Below are 19955 nucleotides of genomic sequence, written 5' to 3' on the forward strand. Positions count from 1 at the left end.
GCTTACAACCGGCTGAAGTCCTGTTCGGCCTCCGAGGTCGCCTCGATGATCGAGAGCGTGTCGCGGCGGTACACCGACACGCACGGCGCCTTGATCGTCGGGTTCGCCTTCGCGTACATGCTGGACTTCAAGCTGAGGCCGAGGCTGAAGAACATCGGCTCGGCGAAGCCGTACCGGCCGACGGCCGGCAAGGACAAGAACTGGCCCCACCTGGCGCCGACGCTGTCCACCAAGACGATCGACTGGCAGCAGTACGACCAGATCGTGAAGGACGCCACCGCCCTGCACGCTGGGCATCGCCGAGGCCGAGCGGGTCTCGCGCCGCCCCACCCGCGGCGTACCGGATGGTCAGCACGTCGGCGATCTGTGCCGGAGACCACTTCCGTGTCAATTCTGTCCGTGTTGCTGCGGGGGATGCGCGGGCCCGGACAGCCGCCCGGCCTCCGCTCAGCTCTTCCGGTCGCTCAGGACGCAGAACTCGTTGCCCTCCGGGTCGAGGAGGGTCACCCAGTGCTGCTCCTCCTGCCCGTTGTTGGCGCGCCGGGCACCGAGCGAGAGCAGCCGGGCGACCTCGGCCTCCTGGTCGTCAGGGCGGAAGTCGGGGTGGAGCCGGTTCTTCGACGTCTTGCCCTCGGGGACGGGCACGAAGAGCAGCCCCGGCATCCGGTCCGGCTCAGGCCGGATCTCGATGATCTCCTCGGATGCGTCGACCACCACCCAGCCGAGAGCCTCTGCCCACCAGCGCCCGAGAGCGACGGGGTCGGCGGAGTCGACGATGATCTGTTCCCATTCCAGTGCCATGGGCCTGAGCATAGACAGGACCGGCGGCCGTCCCTCCGTGAAGGAGCGGGCCGACTTGTGTACTCCTGTGAGAACCAGGTGGAGCACGAGCCGTCCGGAGACTCGGCAACCGCGGCGTCCGACCGTTCCGGTTATGGCCTCCGAGGATCTGGGACGGCCGTGTCGCGGGGTCTTGGGAAGACGCGGACGAATCTTCGTCAGCTCCCGGAGATGGTGCCTCTCCACTTCCAGCCTGGTTTCGGGCCGACATGGACACGTCAGTACCTGGAGGCCCGCGTAGCGGACTGACGACGTCAGGTCGCGACGCCTATGGAGCCGGTTCCGGGGGAGTGGCGGGGGCGCGGAGTTCCGCTGTCACCGCGCGTTCCCTGAGCTGGGCGGCCTCCAGGCGCAGAGCCTCCATCTGCTCCCGCAGGTCGGAAAGCCTCACCTGCTCCATGGCCAGTTGCATGAGCGCCCTGTCCCGCTCCGCCTGTGCCTCGGCGATCCGCGCGGCGGCGCGTTCCTCCGCCTCCGCGACCTTCGCCATGGCCCGTTCCTCCGCCTCGGTGACCTGGCGCGCCGCTCGTTTGTCCGCCTGGGCCGACTGCCGGTCGGCGCGGGCCGCCTGCGCCCGGGCCTCGGCGGCTTCGGCCAGCGCCTGTGCCCGGCCCTGAGCCTCGGCGTCCGCCCGGGCCTGGGCCCTGTCCCGTTCGGCTTCGGCCGCTCTGGCCTGGGCCTCGGAGGCGACGGCGGCCCGCTCGGCCTCCGCCCTCGCCCGCTGCGCGGCCTCCGCCGCCCGTTCCGCCTGGTCACGCTCGGCGCGGGCCTGTTCCGCCTGCTCTCGTTCCTGTACGGCCAGCGCCTGGGCCTGCTCGGCGGCGGTCTCGGCCGTCTCGATCCGCTCGGCCGTCTCCCTCAACGTGGCGTCCCTGGCCGCCTCGGCGTGGTCGGCCCGTCGTCTGGCCTCCTGTTCGGCGTGCTTGGCGAGCCGTTCGGTGGCCGCTGCCTCGTGCAGGGCGGCCAGCGCCTGTTCCCTGGCAGTCTCGGCGTCGGCCAGGGCGATGTCCCGTTCGGCGTTCGCCTCCTCGACCTGGCGGGCCATGGTGTCCCGCTCCCGGCGGGCGTGTCCGGTGGCCTCGCGGGCCAGCCGTACCTGCTCGAAGGCCTGTTCCCGCTCGGTGCGCGCGATCGCCACCCGGGTGTGGGCCTCGGCCTGCACCGCGCTCAGTTTCGCCTCGACCCCGGCGGGACTCAGCTCGTCGGCCAGGATCTGCGCCAGCGGCGCGATCGCCGCCGCCATGCCCTTCTCCATCCGCTCGTAGAACTCCTCCGCGCGGGCGAGCGCGCCCTCAAGGCCGGGGGTCGCGCGTTTCAGCTCCCGTTCGCGCTTGGCCGCCGCCTGGCAGTCACCCTGCGGGCAGTAGGCCTTGGGCCGTCCTCTTCCCTGGCGCTGCTCGATCGGCATCCCACAGTGCTTGCACGGCGTCACCGCGCCGGCTCTCTCGCTCACCCCTCCAGGCTAGCATTTTCTGTTTTCCAGAAATTCAAAATCAATAATCACGTTTCGTTGCGTTGGTGGCACAGATCGCTTACTACCGGGAATGACAATTCCCGCAAGTAGGCGGATCGGAGGTCTTCTGCGGCGTGGATTGTCCGTTTGTGCGAATCCACACGAGGTGTCAGTGCGCAGCTCAGAGGCCTTTTTGAAGGCTCGGTGGCCGCCTGGCGCCCTCACCGCACCGCTGCGTCCCAGAGGACGGATGAGAAAGTGTCACGGAGCCTGAGGCCCTGCAGGACTGTGGGGCCTCGCGGATCGTGACCAACGACGCCTCGGTGACCCGCGACGTCTCATTGATGGCCAGCCCCCTGGGAGTGCTTCCGGCTCAGAGACGTGACACGTTCCTCAACTCACAAACGAATGGCCATGCCCCGACCCTCGATGTCTCGCCGACAGCCAGACCGTGCTCGTGGCCAATGAGAATTGGCCACGAGCGGTGAAGCCCTATAGGACGGGTCACAGGCCGACGTTGCGCATGGCGTTGTCGCGCCGGCGGTCGATGGCACGGATGTAGCGCAGCACGGCCGGGGTGGCCGGAGCCCAGCGGCCGCGCTTGGCGACGGGGCCCGGCGCTCGGGTTGGTGTCACCAGGCGCAAAGTGGAGTGTCCGAGCTGGTCAGAGGGCTCGGACGGCGGGTGGCCGCCGGGGTGGTTACGGCTGTGAGCAACCAGGGCGGGGCAGCGGCCGGATCATAGCGTTCAGGAGTCCTAGAGTGCTGACCTGGTCGGATGTGATTCGGAAGATCCGACAGAGCTACGTTCTGTCTGGTCAGACCTCACGCTGAGCTACTTTGCCCCTGGTGACACCGACCCAGGCCCCGAGCCTTGTCGAGGTCCCGGAGCTTCGTCGTGCTCAGCGTGTGGCAGCGGGCTCCGGGAGCCGTCGCGACATGTTCATCTCCTCGACGGTGGCGACCAACGGGGCCAGCTCGGGGTTCTTGGCGGCCTCGTCCAGCGCCTCCCGGAGGGCGGCCTCGTTGGTCGGCCTGGCCGCTTCCAGGAGTTCCAGGCCGGACCCGGTCACGTCGGTGTAGATGCCGCGGCGGTCGGTCGCGCAGAGGTAGCGCGAGAGCAGGCCGCGGTCCTCCAGCCGGGTGACGAGGCGGGTGGTGGCGCTCTGGCTAAGCACGACCGCGTCGGCGACCTGCTTCATCTGCAGGTGCCCGCCCTCGCCGTCGTGCTGGCGGCTGAGCACGTCGAGCAGTGAGTACTCGCGCACGCTCAGGTCGTGCTTGGCCTGAAGGGCACGCTCGATGTGCGCCTCGATCCGGCCGGCCAGGAGGTAGAGAGCGGCCCAGCCGTTGGCGAGGGCGGTCAGCGCGGGGTCCGTGGCGGTCATGGGTGCGACTCTCCTTCCATGGTGCATGCTCTCCAAGATAAACCCTTGCACGCAATATCGGCTAACACGTGTATCCCGCTCATGCAAGTATCACCCTCATCGCGCCCGGCCGCGCGTTCCGCCGCCGCCGTCGCCCACCGTCGTTGACGAGCAAATACCCGCATTTGCACTTAGCCCGCGTATGCAATTATTGTCTAAGCGTGTAAGGCGCAACAGCAATCGTATGGAGGGCGGCACACCATGCCTCTCGCGCTCCTAGCCCTGGCCATCGGGGCCTTCGGGATCGGTACGACCGAGTTCGTGGTCATGGGCCTGCTGCCCGAGATCGCCGACGACTACGGGGTGTCCATCCCCTCCGCCGGACTCCTGGTCACCGGTTACGCGATCGGCGTCGTCATCGGCGCCCCGCTGATGACGGCGCTCGGCACCCGGATCGGCCGCAAGACGATGCTCATGATCCTCATGGGCCTGTTCGTGGTGGGGAACCTGCTCTCCGCCGTGGCACCGATCATGGGCGTGATGCTCGCCGGCCGCATTGTGGCCTCCCTCGCCCATGGCGCGTTCTTCGGCATCGGCTCGGTGGTCGCCGCCGACCTTGTGGCCCCGGACAAGAAGGCCGGCGCCATCGCCACGATGTTCACCGGCCTCACCGTCGCCAACATCGCCGGCGTTCCGCTGGGCACCTTCATCGGCCAGGCCGTCGGCTGGCGCGTCACCTTCGCCGTCGTCGCCGCGCTCGGCGTGGTCGGACTGTTCGGCATCGCCAAGCTCGTTCCCGCTCTGCCCCGCCCCGAGGGCGCCCACCTGCGCCGCGAGCTCACGGCGTTCCGCAACCCCCAGGTCCTGCTCGCCATGGCAATGACCGTCCTCGGCTTCGGCGGTGTCTTCGCGGCGATCACCTACATCGCCCCGATGATGACCCACGTCGCCGGGTACTCCGACGGCGCGGTGACCTGGCTGCTGGTCCTGTTCGGCGTCGGGATGTTCCTCGGCAACCTGCTCGGCGGCAGATTCGCCGACCGCAAGCTGATGCCGATGCTCTACGCCTCCCTCGGCGGACTCGCCGTCGTCCTGGCCCTGTTCACCCTCACCGCACACAACAAGATCCTCGCCGCGGTCTCCATCCTGCTCGTCGGGGGGCTCGGCTTCGCCACCGTCCCACCGCTGCAGAAGCGCGTGCTCGACCAGGCGCACGGCGCGCCCACCCTGGCCTCCGCCGTCAACATCGGCGCCTTCAACCTCGGCAACGCCCTCGCCGCGTGGCTCGGCGGCCAGGTCATCGCCGCCGGCCTCGGCTACACCGCCCCAAACTGGGTCGGCGCGCTGCTCGCCGGGTCCGCCCTCCTGCTGGCCGTCTGGTCCGCCGTCCTGGAGCACCGCGCCCCCGTGCGGGAGGGCGCCGTCACCGCCGCTCCCGTTCCCGCTCACCACTGACCGTCCTCCTCCCCGTTCCTTCCGGCCCAGGACTCCCGAAGCTGCGACGAGCCGCAAAGTAGGCGGATCAGTCCAGCTCAGCGCGGGTTTTCATTACCGCCCGCCGGGGCCGGGTTTCGGCGGCCCGTCCCGGGTCGGCATGGGGGACCGGATTGGCGGGGCGCTCGGAGTCAGAGCCGTGACCTGGGACGATGTGGTTCCGCTGACCGGACAGAGTCGTAGTCCTGTCCGGTCAGCCTCCTACTTTGCCCCTGGCCGTAGCTTCGGGAGTCCTGGGCCGAATACGGCGGAAACGGGTCACTCCGGGACGCTGACCGGACAGAACCTGCGTTCTGTCCGGTTCCTGAAACGGCGTCTGACCAGCTCAGCGGGGTGAGGCCGCAGCGGGAACCAATCCGGCCCCACACCGGGCACCGCCATCCACAGCCGAAACCCGGTGTACGCTCCCACCGCCTGACCTGCGGTCTCCGGCGGACGCAGCCCGTTTCCGCCGTATTCCGGGACCGCCGCGTATCGCATCAGATGCGAATTGGCGACCCCTCGCGCCCGACGGCTCGGACTCGACGAAGGGGCTGCTGTGCGCGCCGTTTCGGCCGACTGCACTCTACCTATCCGAGCGCGGTTTGAGACAGGCGAGAAGGTAGGGATCCATACGCTGACCTGGGGCGCTATACAGCCTTCGCATTGGATGCGAACGACGGAGAGTGACGGTGTCCAGGGCGAACGACCGGCTTCCAGGTACCGCTCGGCTGCAGCTGACCGATGGGGTGACGTTACTGCACCCCCCAGGAGCAGGTGTTCGAAGTGATGGTGGACGGCTGGCACAATCAGCAGCTGGCCAGGAATCTCGCCCTCTCGATGGCTGGGAACCGAGTACGTGGGAAAGGGGCCATGACCCGATCTTGGTAGTGCTTCCCCGCAGGTCGACGCCGGTTTCTGGTCAGGTGATGCCGCGCGGTTGAGAAGCTCAGGGATCAATGGCCAGGAACTGCAGTTTCGTGTTCGCGGCCTCATGAACCTCAGGTGCCAGGGGATCGGCAGTCAACTCCCGCAGACGCGAGCGGACTGCGGCCGTATCTGGCGCCGCCTCACACGCGCGCTGCTGAACCGTTGGCTCGCAATCGTCAAGTCCCTCGACCATGACGGCTTCGGCTTCATGCGGCGCACATCCCCGAAGCCCGTCCAGGAACGCTTCTCGGGCAAGTGAATGAACTGTGCCTTCCCATGCGGCCATGAGCTCGCTTGCGGCTTCATGGATCCCCAACCGGCCCAGGCCTCGTGCCGGAACCTCGGCAGCGCACCATTCCCCAGCGACGACTGTGCGGTGCAACGCGGCCAGCAACACCGGCGCATCGCCCCGGTCGCCGACCTCTGCCACCACACGCTCCCCGAACGCGACGAGTGTGTCGTCGCCGCTGCCGATCCACGTGCGGGCGCGTGGCAGCGCGTCTGGCCCAAGGTGGTGGAGCGCCTGTGGGATACCCGGCAGCCACCCGGCCGCGTTGCGTAGGCCGGAGTCTTCGGCGAAGTCGAAGACGATGCGATCGCCGCGCCTGCCCAGTTCCTCCAGCGCCCGCGGCTGCTCGAAGCCGCCGGCAGCGACAAGCCCGATCAGGTCTTCGTTGTCGATGGCGACGATTTCGGGTCGTGTGTCGCGCCTGGCCGGTCCGGGTGAACGGGAGGCCCTGAGTTCGTCGATGATTCGCCGGACCCGTGGCTGGGACTGCGCGAACGTTGTCCACGGCTCCGTGTCGCACCAGATCGCCTGTGCAAGCTGGGCATCGTCGCGGTTGGCGATGATGTCGTCAGCGAGCCCGTCCCAGATGGTGGGAAGCTTCATCGCCCCGCTGTCGACGATCGCCTCCAGTGCCGTGGACCAATGCGGCCCGTCGATCGCGTACCCGCGCAGCACGGCCGCCGCGTCGAGTCGACCGACCATCGGAAGCAGGGCAAGGACCTGCAAGGCAAGCTCAACCGGTTCAGCGTCCTCGCCGTCGTACGTGAGCAGGTGCTGTTGGATCGGTGCCAGCGGCAGGTCGAGCCGAGCGATGAGGCCGGCGAGGTAGCTGTCGCGTTGATCAACTTGTCGGTCCCAGCGCGTGTCCGTAATCACGCACTCATACACCGTGTCGGCGGCGCCGGGGGCGGTCGACGTACGATGCACTGCGGCACCGCGTCCCCGTTGGAGCTGACCGCGGAACGAGACCGGACTGTCGTATTCGATCATCGACATGCAGTATCCCGTGGTGGAGGCGCCGAGCGAGCGAATAGGGGTCCTGTCGGTCGTATCTTTGAGGTGCGGGTGACGTCGATCGATCACACCGCCTACCCGACGTTCAAGCGGATGGGCGTCGCGTGATCTGTCCGACGCGTTCACCCCGTCGGACGACGAGATCGAGTGGGCGCGGGACAAGTCCTCGACCGACGCGCATCTGCTGGCCCTGATGGTGTGGCTCAAAAGCCACCGACGCCTGGCCACCTCGAAGGCGTCCTCCGCGCCGTCGCCGAGCACGGCCCACGCGCCGCGCAGCTCGGCGTGCGACCGGGTACGGCTGCCGTCGAGGCGTTCGCACGCCAGGTCGCCGACGCGGTCACCCCGCCGTGGTCTGCCGCCCCGCCCGCCCAGCGGGCCGCGCTGACGCCCCGGCGCGGCACCCGATTCGCTGAACGGCACATGCTCCTGGCCGCTCGGCTGGCGTTTCCGCCATCTGGTGGTGAACCCGGATTCCCCGTCCGCGGGCATCGCCCTGGTGGAGACTTTCGCCCAGACGCTGGTAGCCCCCGCCAGTATCCGCCCCCCGCCGTAGGAGACGACCGGTGCCCCCCACTACCCCCCCGCCCCAGCGCGGCGCTTTTGACCGCGCTGCCCGACCTGGAGCGGCTGCTGGAGCAGACCCGTACGACGCTGGGCCCGGCGATGAACCAAAGCCGCAAGGCCCGCGACGCCCACGGCTACACCGAGGCGATGCGGACGCTGCTCAAAGGCATGTTCTTCATGGTCGAGGCCACCCGCGCCGGACACGTCGGCGACGTGGCCGCCGTGCACGGGGCGCTGCGTGAGGCCGACGACGTCGCCCAAGCCGCCACGGCGGCTGGGCGGATGGCTCCCGCGCCCTGCTGGGGTATCTGGAGGACGCCGATATCCCGACGTTCACCCCGATCTTCGTGATGGCCCACATCGACGAGCAACTGGCAGCCGACTGTCTGATCCGGCCGCTCAGCTCCTACGCGTGAGCGGCGGAACGGCACCTCGCGTGACCCCCTGTCCCACCACGGGATCCGGCGCCGTGGGCGCGCCGGGTGCGGACGTGCTCGGCGGCGGCTGGGGAGGCCTGTAACCAAATGCGGCCAACTGCCCAAGGGAAGCGGATGATCCATTTCCTTTGAATCGAGAGGTGCGCATGAGCTTGGGCAGTGGCTTGATGGCCGCGATTCTGACCGTGGCGGTCGGCGTCACGGTTGTCCAGGATCCCGTTCCCCAAGGGGAGAACGTCGTAGGAGAAGGGCGGACGACACAGGAGGCGCGGGGGACGGCACAGCAGACCGGCAGCGTGACCCTGGTGACCGGCGACCGCGTCGTCGTGACCGGCAGGAGTCACCGGGTGGAGCCGGGGCCCGGCAGGAAGGTGCGCTACGCCGTACAGCGCCGCGGCGGCCATCTCCTCGTCCTCCCCTCAGACGCGATGCCGCTGGTGGCCGAGGGAGTGCTGGACGAACGGCTGTTCGACGTCACCCAGCTTCTTGAATGGCGGTACGGCGACGCGGACAGGACCGACATCCCGGTGATCGCGCAGTCGGCCCAGGGACTCGCGCCCGCCCCGCGAGCCGCGCGGCAGACCAGGCAGCTGGCCGATCTCGGCATGACGGCCCTGCGCCTCCCCAAGGCACACGCCGGCGAGACCTGGAAGGACCTGATCGGCGGCCCCCGGGCCCTGGTCGCGGGCAGGACCAGACTCTGGCTCGACGGCCGCCGCTCGTTCAGCCTCGACCGGAGCGTCAAGCAGATCGGCGCCCCGGAGGCGTGGAAGCAGGGCCTGACCGGCAAGGGCGTCACGGTGGCCGTGCTCGACAGCGGCTACGACACCGACCATCCGGACCTGAAGGGCGTGGTCACCCAGGCGCGGAACTTCAGCGACGCCCCCGACATGCGAGACGGTGAGGGCCACGGCACGCACGTCGCCTCGATCATCGCGGGGGCCGGCGAGAAGTACCGGGGTGTGGCGCCGGATGCCAAGATCGCCCTCGGAAAGGTGGGGGACGAGAACGGGGTGACCGACTCCGCCCTGCTGGCGGGCATGGAATGGGCCGCCTCCGAGGTCAAGGCCAAGATCATCAACGTGAGCATCGGCGGGCAGGACACACCGGACATCGACGTCCTGGAGGAGGTGGTGAACACGCTGTCGGCCCGGACCGGCGCGCTGTTCGTCATGTCCGCGGGGAACGAAGGCAGGCTCGGCAAGGTGAGCAGCCCGGGCAGCGCTGAGGCGGCTCTGACCGTCGGGGCCGTCGATCGGGCGGACCAGATCGCCGAGTTCTCCAGCCGCGGCCCCCGGGTGGGCGACCACGCGATCAAGCCGGACCTCACCGCCCCCGGCGTCGACATCGTGGCCGCGGCGGCCGAGGGCACCGCCGAGGGCCCCTACGCCGCGCACAGCGGCACCTCAATGGCCGCCCCGCACGTGGCGGGGGCCGCCGCGATCCTCGCCCAGCGCCACCCCGACTGGAACGGCGAACGGCTCAAGGCGGCACTGACCGGCACCGCCGCGCCCACCGCGGGCGCCACGCCGTATGAGCAGGGCACCGGGCGGGTGGACCTGGTCCGCGCGCTGGCGCAGCCGGTCGTGTCGCCATCGGCCGATCTCTGGGTGGTCTTCCCCTGGCAGGAGTCCGGCAGCCGGAAGACGACCAGGACCCTCACCTACGCCAACTCCGGCGACGTCCCGGTCACCCTGGACCTCACCACGGACGTCGACGTACTGAAGCTGCCGGTCCAGCGGCTTGAGGTGCCCGCCGGAGGAGAGTCCTCGCTCACCCTCACAATCGACGCCGAGGGGAAGGCGCCGGGAGACTACCCCGGAATCATCACGGCCACATCGGGCGGCACCGTCCTGCGCACCCTGGCGGGCGCGTACGTGGAGCCGAAGTCCCACGACGTGACCATCACCGCGACCGGTCTCGACGGCGGCTCCGCCGTCGTCCAGGGGCACATGTACAACCTCAAGACCGGCGCCCAGGAGTATCTGCCCTTCAGAGACGGGGCGGCCAAGGTCCGGCTACCCGAAGGGGAGTGGAATCTCTACGCGGAGGTGGTGACCGAGTCCACGATCGCGATCACGACCGCGCACGTGCCGGTGAAGGTCGACGGCGACCGGCGGATCGCACTGGACGCGCGCCAGGGCAAGCAGGTCCGGTTCTCGCTGGACGAGCCGACGGCCGTACCCGACCAGGTCCTGGAGTTCGCCCTGGCCAACGGGTCCTGGAACTTCGCGTGGATCGCCTGGGCCGACCCCAACCGGTCCTTCTTCGTGCTTCCGAGCCGCCAGGCCGGACTGAGCTACAGGACCAGGACCGTATGGCACAGGAAGGACACCGTTCCCAGTCCGTACCGCTACGACCTCGTCGACCATCGCACCGGCGGCATCCCGGACGATCCCTCCTACACCGCGCGCACGAGTGACCTCGTCAAGGTGGCCGCGACCTACCGGGCGTCCGGTGTGGCCGCCAAGGGAGAGATCGCCCTGGGCCCCCTCTTCCCCGAGTCCGGCTCATCGATCGTGTATCCGACGCGTGACGTCAACCTGCCCGGCACCATGACCCACTACCGCACCCCCGGGTTCGTCTGGGACTCTCAGTTGCGGTCCGGCACCCTCTCGACGACGGGCACCGACCGGTACCCGGCGGGCGGACCTCACCGCGAGCTGTGGAATCCCGCGGTGACCGGTCCCGCGTTCGCGACCTCCGGCGGCGCCCGGACGGGCGATGAGCTGACCTTCTTCCCCGGCGGTCTGTTCACCGACGGCGTGGCCGGGCGGACCGGCACCGACGCCTCCATCACCGGCGACGTCACCCTGACCCGGGACACCAAGGTGGTCGCCAGGGCCGACCTGGCGGACTGCGCGGTTCGGGTGAGGAACTGCCTGACGGCGAAGCTCCCCCCGGACGCCGCCGTCTACACCCTCACCGCCGCGGCACGCAGGCAGGTGCCGAACGCGACGCTGTCCACCGCGGTGGACGCGGTCTGGACGTTCCACTCGGCCGGTACGGCCACGCCGCGACCGCTGCCCCTGATGGCCGTACGCTACGCGCCGGCCGGCCTCGACGACCTCAACCGGGCCAGGCCGCGGTCGCTGACCCGGTTGCCCGTCTGGGTCGAGAGGAACCCCGGAGCTCCCGGGGCCGAGGTGAGGTCGATCAAACTGGAGGCGTCCTTCGACGACGGCGCGACCTGGCGTCCGGTTCCCGCGATCCCCTCCCGGGCAGGGTGGACGGCCCTTCTGACGAACCCCGGCACGCCGGGATTCGTCTCACTGCGCGCCACGGTGACAGACTCCGCCGGCGACGGCGTCACGCAGACGATCACCCGCGCCTACGCCGTCGGCTGAGCCCCCTGAAAACGGCGTGCCCGGGACTCGGATGTGCGGAGTCCCGGGCACGCCGTTCTCTCCCTCCGCGGACGGCCACAGGATGCCGGGCGGACACTTCTCCGGGCCAGGTCTCGTACTCGGCCCCGGCGCCCAGGGCGGTCGCCGAGACGGGCCGTACCTCGTCGGTTCCCCCGGCGCGGACTCACCCGTCCAGGCCCGGCGCTCGGATCGGTGTCACCAGACGCAAAGTAGAGCGTCCGAGCTGGTCAGAGGGCCCGGGCTGCGGGTGGCCGCCGGAGTGGTTACGGCTGTGGACGACCAGGGTGGGGCAGTGGCCGAATCATGGCGTTCGGACGTCCCAGAGCATTGACCTGGGCGGATGTGATTTGAAAGACCGGACAGAGTTAACGTTCCGTCTGGCCATGATCACACGTTTCCGCAGGTGGCAGCCTCTACCGCTAATTTCTGTACTCAGGCTCCCGAAGACCGATGCCGAAGTGATGATCTGTGTGAATCCGTTCCGCCACCAGGCGGGTCACACGTGCGAAGCGTGCCAATTCCTCTTGAGGGAGCGTCCCGCTCGGGCCTTCGAAGAGGGCCGCGGTGGCCAACCGGAAGGTCAGAGCCCTGACAAGCATCTGGAGCCCATCGCGGCCGGGAAGCACCCTGTCGACGAGTTCAGGCTCCGCACGGTGATAGAGGAGGCCGTCGGCGACGACGATGGCCTCGGCATACCCAGCCGGCCGCCAATACGGCGAGAAGTCGATCACAGCAGGCGGTCGCCCGGACATCAACAGCACATTCCCCGTAAGGTCCCCGTGCACGAGCTGGCTGGGCGCGTCCACGGGACGCTGGAGATCCTGCAACGTCGCCAGCAGCCCGTTGGTGTGAGCCGATGTCACCGAACTGATCTCGCCCCACGCGATGCGGTCGGCTACCGCCCAGGGATGCTGGCGCCGGTCAAGCAGGCCGGGCCGGGGCAGATGACGCAAGGCCCGGTGAAAGGCCCTGCCGGCGGTTATCAGCGTCGCCCACTCGCCGGCCGGCCCCGCTTGGCCGTCCACGAACTCGAAGGCCGCCCACCCGGCTACGACGTGGCTTCCGTCATCTGCACGACAGGGCCGGGGAACTCGAAACTCAGACGTGGAAGTCAGGCCCGCGAACACCTCTGCGCACCATTCGGCCTCCTCCGCGGTGTCCACCGGCTTCAAGACCGCGTTCCCGACGCGGAAGCTCTGCCCCTGGCCACCAGCAAGCGGGCGGGGTGCTCCCGCCAGACGGAAGGCTGCGAGCACGCCTGCGGGGGGTTCGGTCGTCGTTCTCAAGGTCATAGCGGGCAGAGTGCCGGATCGCCAACTCGTCGGGCACCTGGATTTCGGCGTACGCCGTGAGGCGTCCGGTTGATCGGTTGGGCGGAGTGCGGAGGAACTTCGACAAGCGCAAGGCCGATCGGTCAAGTTCAGCTCGCACCTCCGGTCACAGCAGGCACCCGGGGCGACGCCGGTGGCTACGCAGCAGGCCGTAGACCCCGTACGTCGAGGCGTCACAAGCTGGTGCGCCGCCTCAGGGTGCCCATGTGCTGTCCGACGTCCAGCCCTTTCCCGGCGGCCCACCCGTCGTCATGGCAGGTCGCCAGATGCCGATCGGCCGCGTCGCCGATCAGCGACACCACCGTGCCGGTCTCGCCCCTGGCCCGCATGCGCTCCACCAGTTCCAGCGCCGCCCACAACGCGGTGCCCGAGGAGGCGCCAACCGGCAGCCCGGTCACCTCGCGGATGTGCCGGGCCGCTGCCAGACCGGCCGCGTCGGGCACGGGGACGACCAGGTCCACGAGGTCGGGCCGGAAGCCGGGTTCGATGCGTGGGCGTCCGATGCCCTCGATCCGCGAGGGCATCCCGGTGCCGTAGTCGGGTACGTCGAGGGTCCATCCTGGGAAGTAGGCCGAATTCTCGGGATCCGCCACCGCGACCCGGCAGTCCGCACCGTGGGCCCGGATCCACTGGCCGAGGGTGGCCGAGGTCGCTCCGGTGCTCGCGCCCGTCACCACCCAGTCCGGCCGTACCTGTCCGAACAGCTCCTCCGCCAGGTCGTGCGGCGCGGCCCGCCCGAACTGGTCCAGGAAGTGCCCGTCGATCTCCCGGGCGGCCTCGTAGATCGCCGGCGGCGGCGTCACGAATCTGCATTCCCCGCCCAGTTCCTCCACCGCCCGCGCCCGCGCCTGGCTGCGCTCGCCCGGCATGACCACGATGTACGGCAGCCCGAGCCGCCGCGCGAACCACGCCTGGGCCACGGCCGCGTTGCCGCCGGTCGCCTCCACCACGGTCACGCCCTCGGTGACCGAACCGTCGAGCACGGCCCGGCGGAACAGCGCCCTGGCGTGCCGGTACCGTAGGCTCCCCGTCGGTTGCGCGGACTCGTCCTTCAGCAGCAGCCTGATCCCGGGCGCCGATATCGGCAAGTCGATCAGCGGGGTGGGTTCACCCACCGCCAGCACATCGAGCGCTCGCGTGTCCCAATTCACCACCCCACCATGTCAGGCGCGGTTCGGAAGACCGCGCCTGTTCGCCACCGGCGAGCGGGTCAGGGGATCCGTGCGCTCCGCCCTGAAATGACAGTCGCGGTTGCCCGTTCGGCCCAGGTGCAGATGAACGTCCGACTCACCACATAGGACACGGTCTTAACGAGGGGCCGATCACGCTACGGCTTGACGAGTGCCGGAGTCGACGCGGCCCCGACCAGGTTCTCTGGTTCCTGGCCGAGGCCGATCGTCGTCGTGGTCAGTCGGTCGCGTTCATGTGTGGGAACCGCGCCACGGCGGCGTCGTCGACCAGGGTGATGCGGTGGTCGCCGGTGCGCTGCTGGATGAGGAAGGCCAGCGTTGCTGGGCGGTGTCGCCGTCGGCGTAGCCCAGCAGGTGCGCGATGTGCGCCCAGGCCACTTCTCGTCGTCGCGCCATGTCGATCAGCAGGCGTTCGTTGCCCTCGGCGCGTCGGCGTTCCGCAAGGTGCAGTGTCAGCGCGTCGGTGACGTCTTCCGCGCTGGCTCGTTCGTCGTCGCGCAGCGCCACATTCCGCCATTCTGCGCGTAGGTCGTCCAGGGCGATCGCGTTGATCAGACGCGCGTCATCGTTGTAGGACTCGCCTTGCGGCAGTTTCGGGTGGCGCCTGCAGAGCCCCTGGCGGGCCGGTACGGTCGCGTTGATGTCGTCGGCGACGATCTCGCCGCGCGGGAATTTCACGCGGCTCGTCGTTACCCGTGTGTCCTCCATCGCCGGTGCGGTAGGCGGAATGATTATGGTGTGCGGCGTTCACGGGTGGGGCGGGCTTGCGAGGGCCCGCGTTGCCCGCCACGGTGATCCGGCGGCCACCCCGGCCGAAGTGCTGGCCGAGTGGGCACGCCCCGCCTCGACCGGCCGCGCTTCGGTGAGGGCGGAGGTCGCCCGGCTGCGCACCACCGGCACCCGCCCCGGCGGCGCGGAGCCCGGAAGGCCTTTCCCCACGCCACGAGCCGCCGTTGTACGGCCCGCTCGACCCCCCGCCGCCGGGGCGGTAACCGACGGGCAACGGCGTTTCGAGCGTTTCGGGGGAGCCTTACATGTGCGCGCGTGAAGCCAGTCCGGCGGCGGCTGTGACGGGCAATGCTTCGTGGCCGGAAATCGGCAACGCTATTTGGCCGATCTGTCACCGTCAGCGACGCGGTTGAGCCAGATCACGTTAGGTGGAACCTAACCGCGGTTGTGCTGTTCCGGCAGTCAGCGCACGTACGGCGCCGCACCTTCTGCCGCGGCGCCATACTCATGTGGGCATTTCTCGGTCAGCCCTTGGGACATCCGGACATCTTCTTCTCCACGTATGTGGTCAGCTCGGGAGTGAACTTCACCCGGTCCGGCTGCGCCCAGACAAGCACCCGCCCTGGGGCCGTCGGCACCGCGTCCTTGACGAACCAGTTGCCCGGCACCTGCTGAGCGCGCTCCGACCTCTTGCCGACCCTGAACTCCTCGATCGAGCCGTCCCGCTTGGCCAGCACTCCCCGTACCTCGCCCACGGTCATGCCGCGGAACGGGACGCAGTGCAGCAGCTCACCGGTGGCATCGACATCACCGGCCGATTCGTACCGTTCACCGGGCCGGGCTGGACGGGCAAGCCAGATCTGTGCGCTGCCCTGGAACTCCGCGGGAATGCGGAACGAGACCGCGCACCGGCCGCCGGGAGACTCGCATTCCACCGACTCCTCCTCGATGCGAGTCGTTCCCTCCGTGACTTCCCCGCCCGTGACATGGCCGACTGTGCTCGGCGAGCCTGGGGCGATCGACAGTCGGATGTCGAACCCGCGGGCTCTGAACTCGGACGCGAAGCGCTCGGGGCCGGCGTAAAGGTTCTTGACGGTGACGATCCAGTCATCGCCCGAACGCTGGAACGCCAGCGCGGCGGCCGGCGTGATGCCGCTCGGCGCGTCGGTGGGCATGAAGGCCACCCCCGTGACGGCCGCCGCCGCCAGCACTGCGGCGACGGGGATCAACACCGGCCAGCGCACTCTGCGACGTGCCTTGACCTGCGTCGCGACAATCTCGTGGAACAACTCCCGCGCGTCCTGCCCCTGTTCTGGCGCGTGGGGTACGGGGTCGATGGCGGTCACCAGCCGGTCGATCTTGCTCACAGGCTCTCTCCTCTCAGTTCCGTGATCGCCTGGTCTGCTTCCGTCAGGCCCAGCGCCTTGGCCAGCCGCTTGCGTGCGCGGTGCAGCCTGATGCGGGCCGCCGTCGCCGTGCAGCCGAGTACCTTGCCGATCTCCGGGCCGGTCAGGCCTTCCCAGCAGGCCAACGCGAGCACGTCGCGATCACGGGCGGGAAGGCCGTCGAACGCCCCCCGCACATGGTCAAGCCCGTCTGGCCCGGACAGCCGTGTGGCGGACGACTCGTCCTTCAGCCGTTCTGCCAGCCCGGCCCTACGAGACTGGCCGCGCCGTTGGTTGGCCAGGACGCGACGGGCCACGCCGTACAGCCACAGGCGGGCGGCCTCGCCCTCGGGCACGTCGGCGATGCGCCGCCACGCGGTGAGGAACGTCTCGGACATCACGTCCGCTGTGTCCTCGGGCGAGTCCGTACGGCGGGCGGCGTACTGGTGGATGGCCGGGTAGTGCGCGTTGTAGATCGCTTCGAAGCGGTCTCGCGCTCCCGGGGGATGGGTCACAGATGACTCTCCTCGTGCCAAGGTGTCGGACATCTCGATACATGTCCGACACCCTTTCCGAGTGTTTCACCCCGCCGTCCTGGACCGCCGCTCCCAGGGGCCTCCCCGTTCGGTTGCAGGTAGCGTGACCTATCAGTGCCAACAAGCCTGATCCGAGGGATCCCGCAGACCAGGTCACGACGGCTTGCTGGTGCCAACTAACGTGATCTGGCTCAGCGGTCACATGGTGTCGATGACGAGGGCATCGCGGGCAGCGTCGATGACCTCAGCGGTGATCCGGTCGAGCTCGTTGAGCTTCATAACACGTTCGGCCTGGTCCAGTAGCCGGGTGACGAGCCGGAAATTGCCCGCGGTGGTGCGGGCGATCGCGGCGATGGCCTCGGTTGTCGTGGCGTCGAGGATGCCGAGACCGAGATGGCCGAACGCGGTGGCCAGGACGGTGGCGAGTTCGTCGGCGGCAAGGGTTCGGTAGTGGTGGACGAAGCCGATGCGACTGTAGAGCTGCGGGTAGCGGGCCAGCCGCTTTTCGATGCCGGGCATGCCGATGAGGACCAGGCCCAAGGGCGCTGCGGTCGTAGAAGTCGCGGACTTGTTCCATGGCCCGGGTGGTGAGGCGTTCGGCCTCGTCGATGATCACCAGTTCGGTGTAGGGGCAGGCGTCATGCAGGTTGGTCTCGCGTTTGGGGTCGTCGATGTCGCGGGAGCGGACCACCGCGTGACGGTTGGTCATGTCGGTCAGCTCTTTGAGCGCCCGGCCGGGCAGGGTGTTGATCAGGGGCGTATACAACACGGTGTGCCAGTCGGGCCGGTTGGCGCCGCTGTGGAACCAGTCGACGAGCGCGTGCGGCATCTCCAGCAGGTGACGCTGTTCGGTCCAGCAGGCGTAGGTCTCGGCCGAGAGGGTCTTGCCGACGCCGGGCTGGTCGTAGCACAGGCCGATGTAGCGGTGAGTGCGCACAGCGTCGGCAAACTCGCAGAACCTGCGGTGTTCCATGGTCGAGATGAGATTCAGCGAAGTAGGAGCGCGTAACTGCCCACGTCGGGGACTTTTCCAGTTGGGGTTCGGATGTGCTTTGGTCCTGGGCGACCGGTGCTCCTCTACTTCTCGGTGTAGATCTTCAACCGGCGCTGGGCGGGCGGAGCCGCAGCGGCCAAGAGTTACGCCACGGTGTTCAACGCCTGGGCCGTGCTGCGCCGCCGGGGCGGGGTCCGGGCGCGACCTGACCCCGCCCTGCCATCGATCACGGATACGTGTAGTGCAGGTCGTCGCTCTGGTCGCTGCATTTGGTGGCGTTGCTCCAGCAGGAGGCGAGGTCAGGGTCTGTCGCGGTGCCGATTGGTGGGATGACCACGACCTCCAGATCCTGCACTTGAATGAGCTGCGCCTTGTTGGGGACGTTGTTGGTGATGTTGTCGACGATGCGGCGGCTCGGCGCGGCTTTGTAGGTGAAGCTGATGGCTACCGCCACAAGGTCGGCGGTCTGGCCGGAGGGCCCATATTTGGCGTAGAAGTTGACGCGCAGGGAGCAGGCGCGGTTGGTGCCGCCGTGCGCGGCATCGGGGTAGGTGAAGGCGTAGCGCAGGTTGGTGGGCTGGTCGCCGGTCGGCATGTCGGGTGCGTAGCCGTCCACGGGGACGGCCTTTTGGTTCCAGCATTCGTCGACGGATGCGGTGGCGTCGGCCGCGGGGGCGTGCACGGTCAGCAGCAGGGGTGCGGCGATGGCGGCGGCCGCGCGGCGAGCCCATCGCGGGCGGGGCATGGTCATTGAGATTCCTCACGGACGGGGTGGCCGGGGATGAGAAGGGGTCTCACAGTGTGGGGATGAGCAGGGTGCGTGAGGAGCCGAACTTCCACGAGCCGCCGCTGAAGCTGTAGGCGACGCGCTGCGTGCCGTCGAGGGTGACCTTGACCTCGCAGGCCTTCCCCACCTTGCAGTGGGTTCGGTACTCGGTGGGGTCGTCTTTCCAGGGGCCGAGACCGTCGAAGTCCCTGGTTTCGATGTAGGTGCTGGAGACAAGGTCGTATTCGGCGAAGGGCATGCTCCACGGGCAGGTGACCGACGCGGTCCAGTCCCGCGACAGCTGGTGGGTGTCCCTGCTGTTGAGGTCGACGCTGCACTGGGTGGGGAGCTGGAACTGGCAGTAGTCCGCATTCGAACTGGGCAGGCCGCAGTTCTTCACCAGCTTGTAGGTCAGCGGCGAGTGCTTTTTGGTCAGCAGGGTGTCGGGCTGGGCGATGACATCCGACCGCAGGTTCCTGCTGACGGGGATGTAGTCCTTGCCGGCCTGGCAGGGGCGGCCGTCGCATTGGATAACCCAGCCCATGCCTCCCACCGCGTCGATGTGGGCGCGGTGGGCGGTCTTGTTCGGGGTGCCGCACTCGGGCGGACTGCCGCCGCGGGTCCAGTACTCGGCGAAGACCTGCGTCTTGAAGAAGGTGGGGGTGGCGGTGATCCGGGAGTTGCCGGTGGGCTTGATCACGACGGCGTCGGCGACGGCGAAGGTGACGGTCTTGGCGGTGCTCACCGAGTGTGTCGAAGTGTAGACGGTCTCGCCGCTGACCTCGAAGATCTTCTCCACCGGGACCAGCTTCCCGGCGATCTTGGCGCTGACGCTGTAGGTGTCGGCGACCGTGTTGGTGGTGGTTCTGGTGTTGGTCGCGGTCAGGGTGTGCTGGTTGGCGTCGCCCTTGCTGATCACCACGGCGTCTCCGCCGGGCTCGGTGTAGACCGCCTTGAACGGTTTGCGAACCGCGTAGGCGACGCCGTCGCAGGGCAGGCTGTAGGGGTTGGAGAACACCAGGTCCTCGCTGCGGGAGAAGTCACCACGCTTGGCAAGAGCACCGGCCGATGCCGGGGGTGCTGCGAGCGCCATCAGGGCGCCGAGGGTGACGGCGGCGGCCATCAGACGCGCCACCGCCGATCGTGTGCTCGGTCTCATCGCTGCTCCGAAGGGGGTTGGGGTGGGATCAGTGCGGGGCGGGGTCAAACCAGGACCGGGTGTACCTGGTCCGTGGCGTCGGCCTGTACGGTCTTGATGTCCTCGCCGGGGTCGCCGCCACGGCTGGG

At 69.0% G+C, this 19955-nt stretch carries 16 protein-coding genes and 2 pseudogenes; 4 read left to right on the plus strand and 14 right to left on the minus strand.

All coding sequences use genetic code 11. The features are described 5' to 3' along the window. Positions 1 to 45: 45 nt before the first annotated feature. A pseudogene (locus ABT340_RS26060) lies at positions 46 to 237 on the plus strand (Tn3 family transposase); the annotation flags it as partial. A 210-nt stretch (positions 238 to 447) separates the two neighbouring features. Here ABT340_RS26060 and ABT340_RS26065 read toward each other — a convergent pair. The 4 genes from ABT340_RS26065 to ABT340_RS26080 all read right to left on the minus strand — a co-directional run bounded on the left by ABT340_RS26065 (position 448) and on the right by ABT340_RS26080 (position 3680). Beyond that, complete coding sequence (locus ABT340_RS26065; RefSeq protein ID WP_352013453.1) at positions 448 to 801, minus strand: VOC family protein; 354 nt, start codon at positions 799 to 801, stop codon at positions 448 to 450. 307 nt (positions 802 to 1108) lie between these two features. Beyond that, on the minus strand, positions 1109 to 2293 hold the full coding sequence (locus ABT340_RS26070; protein ID WP_352013454.1) for a coiled-coil domain-containing protein: 1185 nt from the start codon (positions 2291 to 2293) through the stop codon (positions 1109 to 1111). Positions 2294 to 2797: 504 nt separating this feature from the next. After that, positions 2798 to 2929: a hypothetical protein gene (locus ABT340_RS26075; protein WP_352013455.1), complete on the minus strand. Its 132-nt coding sequence runs from the start codon at positions 2927 to 2929 to the stop codon at positions 2798 to 2800. Positions 2930 to 3194: 265 nt separating this feature from the next. Next, positions 3195 to 3680, minus strand: a complete 486-nt coding sequence (locus ABT340_RS26080) for a MarR family winged helix-turn-helix transcriptional regulator (protein ID WP_352013456.1) — start codon at positions 3678 to 3680, stop codon at positions 3195 to 3197. Positions 3681 to 3920: 240 nt separating this feature from the next. Here ABT340_RS26080 and ABT340_RS26085 point away from each other — a divergent pair, with 240 nt between their 5' ends. Then, the gene (locus tag ABT340_RS26085) at positions 3921 to 5114 is read left to right on the plus strand and encodes an MFS transporter (RefSeq protein ID WP_352013457.1); all 1194 of its coding nucleotides are present in this window, start codon (positions 3921 to 3923) and stop codon (positions 5112 to 5114) included. 967 nt (positions 5115 to 6081) lie between these two features. On the opposite strand, the gene ABT340_RS26090 is transcribed toward ABT340_RS26085, so the two are convergent. Continuing rightward, on the minus strand, positions 6082 to 7788 hold the full coding sequence (locus tag ABT340_RS26090; RefSeq protein ID WP_352013458.1) for a hypothetical protein: 1707 nt from the start codon (positions 7786 to 7788) through the stop codon (positions 6082 to 6084). A 180-nt stretch (positions 7789 to 7968) separates the two neighbouring features. Between ABT340_RS26090 and ABT340_RS26095 the strand changes: the two genes are divergently transcribed. Then, positions 7969 to 8283 carry a hypothetical protein gene (locus tag ABT340_RS26095; RefSeq protein WP_352013459.1) on the plus strand — a complete coding sequence of 105 codons (315 nt, stop codon included), beginning with the start codon at positions 7969 to 7971 and terminating at the stop codon, positions 8281 to 8283. A gap of 253 nt (positions 8284 to 8536) precedes the next feature. Further along, positions 8537 to 11716 carry a S8 family serine peptidase gene (locus ABT340_RS26100; protein ID WP_352013460.1) on the plus strand — a complete coding sequence of 1060 codons (3180 nt, stop codon included), beginning with the start codon at positions 8537 to 8539 and terminating at the stop codon, positions 11714 to 11716. A gap of 440 nt (positions 11717 to 12156) precedes the next feature. On the opposite strand, the gene ABT340_RS26105 is transcribed toward ABT340_RS26100, so the two are convergent. The 9 genes and pseudogenes from ABT340_RS26105 to ABT340_RS26145 form a co-directional block, all read right to left on the minus strand. After that, positions 12157 to 13029, minus strand: coding sequence for a TIGR02569 family protein (locus tag ABT340_RS26105; RefSeq protein WP_352013461.1), 873 nt, complete (start codon positions 13027 to 13029; stop codon positions 12157 to 12159). Positions 13030 to 13241: 212 nt separating this feature from the next. Next, the gene (locus tag ABT340_RS26110) at positions 13242 to 14183 is read right to left on the minus strand and encodes a PLP-dependent cysteine synthase family protein (protein WP_352013462.1); all 942 of its coding nucleotides are present in this window, start codon (positions 14181 to 14183) and stop codon (positions 13242 to 13244) included. A gap of 306 nt (positions 14184 to 14489) precedes the next feature. Next, a complete protein-coding gene (locus ABT340_RS26115) occupies positions 14490 to 14966 on the minus strand; it encodes a hypothetical protein (RefSeq protein ID WP_352013463.1) in 477 nt (158 codons plus the stop codon). Between the two features lie 545 nt (positions 14967 to 15511). Beyond that, positions 15512 to 16354: a hypothetical protein gene (locus ABT340_RS26120; RefSeq protein ID WP_352013464.1), complete on the minus strand. Its 843-nt coding sequence runs from the start codon at positions 16352 to 16354 to the stop codon at positions 15512 to 15514. Continuing rightward, on the minus strand, positions 16351 to 16887 hold the full coding sequence (locus tag ABT340_RS26125) for an RNA polymerase sigma factor (RefSeq protein ID WP_352013465.1): 537 nt from the start codon (positions 16885 to 16887) through the stop codon (positions 16351 to 16353). The genes ABT340_RS26120 and ABT340_RS26125 overlap by 4 nt, the downstream gene beginning before the upstream one ends. 219 nt (positions 16888 to 17106) lie before the next feature. Then, a complete protein-coding gene (locus ABT340_RS26130) occupies positions 17107 to 17427 on the minus strand; it encodes a TniB family NTP-binding protein (protein WP_352013498.1) in 321 nt (106 codons plus the stop codon). 88 nt (positions 17428 to 17515) lie between these two features. Beyond that, a pseudogene (locus tag ABT340_RS26135) lies at positions 17516 to 17881 on the minus strand (hypothetical protein); the annotation flags it as partial. A gap of 247 nt (positions 17882 to 18128) precedes the next feature. Further along, on the minus strand, positions 18129 to 18653 hold the full coding sequence (locus ABT340_RS26140) for a hypothetical protein (protein WP_352013466.1): 525 nt from the start codon (positions 18651 to 18653) through the stop codon (positions 18129 to 18131). 43 nt (positions 18654 to 18696) lie between these two features. Continuing rightward, positions 18697 to 19827 (minus strand): hypothetical protein, encoded by a 1131-nt coding sequence (locus tag ABT340_RS26145; RefSeq protein ID WP_352013467.1) that lies wholly within the window; start codon positions 19825 to 19827, stop codon positions 18697 to 18699. Positions 19828 to 19955: the final 128 nt, after the last annotated feature.

Origin of the sequence: Streptosporangium sp. NPDC000239 (assembly GCF_040300765.1) — a bacterium.
Taxonomy (GTDB): domain Bacteria; phylum Actinomycetota; class Actinomycetes; order Streptosporangiales; family Streptosporangiaceae; genus Streptosporangium.

Excerpts from the sequence above, each read along its gene's own strand:
- ABT340_RS26065 (WP_352013453.1), bottom strand. The coding sequence starts at position 801 with ATGGCACTGGAATGGGAACAGATCATCGTCGACTCCGCCGACCCCGTC.
- ABT340_RS26080 (WP_352013456.1), bottom strand. The coding sequence starts at position 3,680 with ATGACCGCCACGGACCCCGCGCTGACCGCCCTCGCCAACGGCTGGGCC.
- ABT340_RS26085 (WP_352013457.1), top strand. The coding sequence starts at position 3,921 with ATGCCTCTCGCGCTCCTAGCCCTGGCCATCGGGGCCTTCGGGATCGGT.
- ABT340_RS26100 (WP_352013460.1), top strand. The coding sequence starts at position 8,537 with ATGGCCGCGATTCTGACCGTGGCGGTCGGCGTCACGGTTGTCCAGGAT.
- ABT340_RS26105 (WP_352013461.1), bottom strand. The coding sequence starts at position 13,029 with ATGACCTTGAGAACGACGACCGAACCCCCCGCAGGCGTGCTCGCAGCC.
- ABT340_RS26115 (WP_352013463.1), bottom strand. The coding sequence starts at position 14,966 with ATGGAGGACACACGGGTAACGACGAGCCGCGTGAAATTCCCGCGCGGC.
- ABT340_RS26130 (WP_352013498.1), bottom strand. The coding sequence starts at position 17,427 with ATGCCCGGCATCGAAAAGCGGCTGGCCCGCTACCCGCAGCTCTACAGT.
- ABT340_RS26140 (WP_352013466.1), bottom strand. The coding sequence starts at position 18,653 with ATGACCATGCCCCGCCCGCGATGGGCTCGCCGCGCGGCCGCCGCCATC.
- ABT340_RS26145 (WP_352013467.1), bottom strand. The coding sequence starts at position 19,827 with ATGAGACCGAGCACACGATCGGCGGTGGCGCGTCTGATGGCCGCCGCC.